Genomic DNA, 5859 nt, shown 5'->3' with positions numbered 1-5859 from the left:
GGTCGTGACCCGGGAGCCGGAGACCACCCACTACGCGGAGGAGACGGCATGATCGGGGTTTCGCCGCCCGAGTACGATCCGTCGTCCGTGGAGCACGCCACCACGCTGCCGGGGACCGGCCCGTCTGCGTACCGTGCCCGGCCTGCCCTACCCGACGGCCCTGAGCAGCAACAGGGCGATGTCGTCGAGCCGTTCCTCCCCTTCCCGGTGGTGCCGCTCCTGATGAACGAGACTGTCGGCCAGCTCGTCCAGCGGCTGGTCCCCGGCGTCGGCCAGGCGCCGGCCCAGGTCCGCGAGGGCCTCCTCGAAGTCCGTGCCGGGGGACTCGACCAGCCCGTCGGTGTAGAGGACGAGCAGCGAACCGGGGGCGAGGGCGACCTCCGTCGTCGGGTACACCGCCGAGGCGTCGATGCCCAGCAGCGGGCCCCCGGCCAGGTCCAGGACGCGCACCCGCCCGTCCGGCCGTCTCAGCAACGGCGGCGGATGACCCGCCCGGGACATCACGGCCCGGCCGTGCGCCGGGTCGAGCCGCAGATACAGGCAGCTTGCGAACAGGTCGGACCCCAGGTCGAGCAGCAGCCGGTTGGTGCTGCGCATGACCTCCTCGGGCGCCTGGCCCACGGCCGTGTACGCGCGCACCGCGGTGCGGACCTGCCCCATCAGCCCGGCCGCCGTGACGTTGTGTCCCTGCACGTCCCCGATCACCGCCGCCGCCATCCCCTGCGTGCGCACCAGGTCGTAGAAGTCGCCGCCGATGTCCATGCCCTGAGTGGCCGGCACATAGCGGCCGGCCGCCTCGATCCCGGGCAGCGACGGCAGCGAGTGCGGCAGCAGCGCCTCCTGGAGGCCGTGCGCGAGCCGGTGCTTGGCGTCGTAGAGCAGTGCCCGCTCCAGCGCCTGGGAGACCAGCCCGGCCAGGCTGGTCAGCACCGCCCGCTCCTCCGTCGGGAAGGGGTGCGGCTCGGCGAAGGAGAGCACGCACGTCCCGACCGGCCGTCCCTGGGCGATCAGCGGCAGATAGGCCCAGGCCGAGAACCCGTCGGGGGTGGCGAGCCGCGCCGGATAGAGGCGCTCGAGCTGTTCCCGCGACTCGAAGAACGCGGGCACGCCCGTCCGCAGCACCTTCGTGCCGGGCATCGGCTCGGTGAGCGGCATTCCGTCGAACCGTTCCACCACGTGCGGGTCCCGGTACCCGCGATGTCCGAGCACGCGCAGCCGGTTCGCCTGCGAGCTCAGCACGACCAGGGCCTGGCTGCCCACGGCCGGGGCGATCTCGTCCGCGACCAGTTGCACCACGTCCTGCACCCCCACCGCCTCGGTGAGCGCGCTGGCCAGGTCCAGCACCTGCGACATGGTGACCAGCCGGGACGGCTTGCCGTCGGGTGGCGGTGCGGCCCGGTTCATCTCCGAGACGGCCTTCGACCTGGTGATCCGGACACTGAGGCCCGTGGTACTCGGATACAGCCGGAACGACAGCCACTCGCCGGGCGGGCGCAGCGCCACGAACGAGGTGATGTGCTGGCTCAGCAGCGCGGCCCGGTAACGGTCCTCGTACACCGGGTCGTTGAGCCACGGCACCGACGCCCAGAGCTGGGTGCCGAGCAGCCGGCTGACCGGGACGTTCAGCAACTCGGCCGCCGCCGCGTTGACGAAGCCGACCCGCCCGTGCAGATCCAGCGAGACCAGCCCGTACGGCAGCCGGCTCACCATCCGGGCCGCCTCGACCGTGCCGAGCGTGCCGGCGATCCCGCCCACCAGGGGCGAGGCCAGCATGTCGGTCTCGGGGTGCGGCGGGATGCTGTGCTCGGCCGCCCGCTCCAGCCGGACAGCGAGCCGGCCGCAGGCCGCCGTCAGATGCTCGCGCTCATGGTCGGACAGCTCTGGCGGATGCGCGCCCGGCCAGGTCACGAAGACCGCGCCGTAGACGGTGGAGTCGGTGGCCACCGGCACCGCGGCCAGCGCGAACGGGTAGGGCAGCACCACGGCGATCCGCGGATAGTGGCGGGCCATCGCCTCCTCGCCGCCGACCCAGACCAGCCGCCGCTCGCGCGCCGCGTCGGCGACCGGGATCGGCGAGCTCAGCCCCACCCGCTCCCAGGGCGCCGCGAACGCCCGGGGCAGCCCGGCCATCACCGCCATCTCCAGCACCGGCTGATCCGGCGCCATCAGGTACACCGCGCCGGAGTGGGCGTGCACCTCGTCCATCATCGAGGCCAGCGCCAGAGACAGCAGCGGACGGCCGACCGGCGTCCGGGCGGCTGCCGGCGCCTGTGCGGACGACTGCCCGTCGGACACGCCGACCACCTCCTCGCACGGCCGAGCGACCGGGCTCAGGAACAAATCTCCACCCTGGCGGCCCGTCGCGCACGACGAGCGGCACCGGGACGATCCACGGTTACCGTCGGTTACAGACGTTCGGCTCCGTCGGAGGCGCTCGCGTACCCCGACCGCCGTGTCCCATGCCGCCGAAGTCGAAGCGCGGCCGGGCGTACGGGCGCCGCGCGTGCGCCCCCGCGCATCTTGATGGCCGGATCTTCGCGCCCACGCAGGGTGACCATCACGAACAATGGGGCAGACGCTCACACGACGAGGGGGGCGTACGGCGAGCCGAGGGGGTGGCAGTGATCCGGGTGCTGTTGGTGCATGACGAGTGTCTGGTGAGATCGGTACTGGCGGAGTGGCTGACGGGGGAGCCTGATCTCGCGGTGCACGACACGCCGTGGCGCGGCGCCCCGGGCCTGGTGCGGTCCGTGCGCCCGGACGTCTGCGCGGCGGACCTGGAGTGCGCGGACTCCTACGGCATCCCCCCGCTGGGTGAGCTGTGCCGGCCGGGCCCGGACCGGGCGCGTCCCCGATTACTCGTGCTCGCCACCGCGAACAGGCCCGGACTGCTGAAAAGGGCGGTCGAGGCGGGGGCGCTCGGCTACGTCGACAAGGAGAGCTCGCCGCAGAATCTGCTGCGCGGAATCCGCCGCGTCGCTGAGGGGGAACGTTTCGTCAACGACTCGCTGGGCTTCGGTTTCCTCAGGGCGGCCGAGATGCCGCTGACCCGCAGAGAGCTGAGCGTGTTAACCCTCGCGGCCGAGGGAGCCTCCATCGCGGAGATAGCCGGGAGCCTGCACCTGTCCCACGGGACCGTGCGCAACTACATGGCCGCCATCACCCGCAAGACCGGGGCCCGCAACCGCATCGACGCGATCCGCATCTCGCAGGGCCAGGGCTGGCTCTGACCGCCGCCGGGACGGGCCGGGCGCCCAGCTTCCGACGAGGTCCCGGTAGAGCGCCGAGGTCCGCAGCAGTTCCTCGTGACCGCCGTACGCCGTGCTCCTGCCGTCCATGACCAGCACATGGCCGGCGCGGCGGGCCGAGCTGATGCGGTGGGCGACGACCACCAGGGTCCCGCCCGGCCGCGCGGCGAAGGCGCGCTCCGCGCGCTCCTCCGTCTCCGGATCCAGGTGACAGGTCGCCTCGTCGAGCAGGGCGAGCGGGGCGCAGGACAGATAGGCCCTGGTCAGTGCGACCAACTGCCGTTCGCCGGCCGACAGGGCCGCCGGGTCGACCCGTGCGCCGAGTCCGCCGAGCCGGTCGGCCAGCGGGGCGAGTCCGACCGCCTCCGCCGCGGCCAGCAGCTCCTCCTCGGGCACCGGGTCCGGCCGCAGATACGCGAGGTTCTCGGCCAGGGTGGCGTCGAAGACGTACGCCTCCTGCGGGATGAGCACGCGCGCGGCGGCCGCCTCCGGTCCGGGCACGGTGTGTCCGCCCACCGTGATCGTCCCCTGGTCCGGCGTGAGGAGCCCGGCGACGAGGGCGGTGAGGGTGGACTTGCCGGTGCCGCTCGGGCCGACGACGGCCAGGTGCGAGCCGACCGGAAGGGTGAGGTCGAGGTCCTGGACCACGGGGGTACTGGCGGGGCCGTAGGCGAAGGTGGCGGAGGTGAGGGAGAAGGCCGGGGGCGTGCCTTCGGTGGGTTCCGGCGCGGGGCGTTCGGGTCCCGGCTTCCCCGCAGGTATGCCGGTGTCCGTCCGGGCCAGCCTGCGCAGCACCACCGTCAGGCGGGAGCCGCTGGTGCCCAGACCGTGGACCAGGTTGCGCAGGGCGGGCAGCAGGGACTGCGTGACATAGGCGAGGGCACCGACCAGGGCACCCGTGCTGACGCCGTGGGCCAGGAGCCACGGGCCGGCGGCGAGCAGCAGGACGATCGGCAACTGGCCACCGACCGCCAGGGACGCGACGCGCAGTACGCCCCAGTGCGCCAGGGCACGCGCCGCCCGCAGTTCCGCCTCGACCCGTTCGCCGGTGCCGGCGGCGATCTGCGCCTCCGCGCCGGTCGCCGTGATGTCCCGCAGGCCCGGGCAGACGGCGCCCAGCTCACCGGCGAGCGCCTCGTCGGCGACGAGGAACGTCTCCTGCCGCCGGGCGAGCGGCCGCAGTGTCGCCGCGAACAGGGCCACTCCGGCGGCCAGGGGCGGCCCGACGACGAGCAGGAGCGGTGGGGCGAGGGCGAACAGACCGGCCAGGGCGCCGACGGCGGTGAACACGAAGGAGCGGGAGACCATCACCAGTCCGGCGAAGGTGTCCCGGGCGATCTCCACCTGCTGCGTGAGCCCCGACAACGACCCCGTGTCACCGGTCCGCACCCCGCGGGAGACGACCCGCTCCACGAGCCGGTCCCGGAGGGGTTCGACCAGCGCGGCGACGGCGGCGTACACCCGCGCGGTCCCGTACGCGCCGACGAGTACACCGAGCCCGGTCACCGCCAGCCAGATCAGCCCGACATCCGCCCGCCCGCGCAGGAACCCCTCGTCCAGGGCGCGGGCGGGACCGTAGCCGATGAGGAAGGTCTGCCCGCTCTCGAGCACGGACCAGGCGACAAGGCGGAGCAGGACCCGGCGGCGGGCCAGCAGGAAGCGCAGGCCCCGGGCGGGTAGGCCGGCATCGGCGGGCGTTGCGTCCTGCCCGTTCTGGCGGTTCTCCCTGTTCTGCCGGGGAGTCTCTTGCCCACGTCGGCCGCGGGCGCGGATCCGGCCCGTCATGCCGGCACACCCCCCTCCGCACTCGCACTTGCACCCGCACCCGTACTCGCCGGTTCCGTGCCCTCCCCGAACGCCGCCCGGTACTCCGCGAGCCGCCACAGCTCCTCGTGCGGCCCCACCGCCCGCACCCGCCCCCCGTCCAGCCAGGCCACCGCGTCGGCGCACGCCGCCGTCGCGCTGCGGTGGGCGACCAGCAGCCGGGTGCTGTCCGGGCCGTCGTCGAGAAGGGCGTCGGTGATGCGGCGTTCCGTCACCGTGTCGAGGCTGGAGAGGGCGTCGTCGAGGATCAGCAGGCGGCCGCCGTGGGCGAACGCCCTGGCGAGGCCGAGCCGTTGGGACTCACCGCCGGAGCGCGGGGCGTCGGCGACGGCCGTGTCGTATCCGTCGGGGAGGCGGCGGACGAAGTCGTCGGCGAGGGCCGTGCGGGCCGCCTCACGGACGCGGGCGGGGGAGGGGTCCGGCAGGCCGAGGCCGATCGCCTGCCCGACCGTGCCGCCCAGGAGAGCCGGGCGGGCGAAGGCGTAGCCGACGGCGCCGCGCAGGTCGGCGTGCGGCAGATCGCGCAGCGGCACCCCGTCGAGGAGCACCTCGCCCGCGTCCGGGTCGGCCAGCCGTCCGGCGAGCGCGGCCAGCAGCGACTTGCCCGCACCGGACGGGCCGACCACGGCCAGTGTCGTGCCGCCCGGCACGACGAGGTCCACTCCGTCGAGCACGGTGCGTCCGCCGCGCCGGGCCGTCACGCCGCGCAGCTCCAGCCGGCCGGGCCCGTCGGGCAGCCGGCATGCGCCGAACCCGGTCGCGGGCTCGGCCCGGACCTCTCCGAGGC

Annotated in this window: 3 protein-coding genes and 1 pseudogene; 1 reads left to right on the top strand and 3 read right to left on the bottom strand. The window is 74.4% G+C overall.

Features of this window, described 5'->3' with window-relative positions:
- Positions 1-147 precede the first annotated feature (147 nt).
- Positions 148-2304, bottom strand: coding sequence for a SpoIIE family protein phosphatase (locus ACFTZL_RS39785; protein ID WP_382593872.1), 2157 nt, complete (start codon positions 2302-2304; stop codon positions 148-150).
- A 317-nt stretch (positions 2305-2621) separates the two neighbouring features.
- Here ACFTZL_RS39785 and ACFTZL_RS39780 point away from each other — a divergent pair, with 317 nt between their 5' ends.
- On the top strand, positions 2622-3230 hold the full coding sequence (locus ACFTZL_RS39780) for a LuxR C-terminal-related transcriptional regulator (RefSeq protein WP_382593875.1): 609 nt from the start codon (positions 2622-2624) through the stop codon (positions 3228-3230).
- 291 nt (positions 3231-3521) lie between these two features.
- Here the strand turns inward: ACFTZL_RS39780 and ACFTZL_RS39775 are convergent.
- A pseudogene (locus tag ACFTZL_RS39775) lies at positions 3522-4556 on the bottom strand (ATP-binding cassette domain-containing protein); the annotation flags it as partial.
- A 473-nt stretch (positions 4557-5029) separates the two neighbouring features.
- On the bottom strand, positions 5030-5859 hold an 830-nt coding region (locus ACFTZL_RS39770), incomplete at its 5' end, for an ATP-binding cassette domain-containing protein (RefSeq protein ID WP_382593869.1).

Source organism: Streptomyces sp. NPDC056948 (assembly GCF_042674225.1).
Lineage (GTDB): Bacteria > Actinomycetota > Actinomycetes > Streptomycetales > Streptomycetaceae > Streptomyces > Streptomyces purpurascens.
Note: the sequence above shows the minus strand (reverse complement) of the source record. Positions and strands in the feature narration are given on the sequence as shown.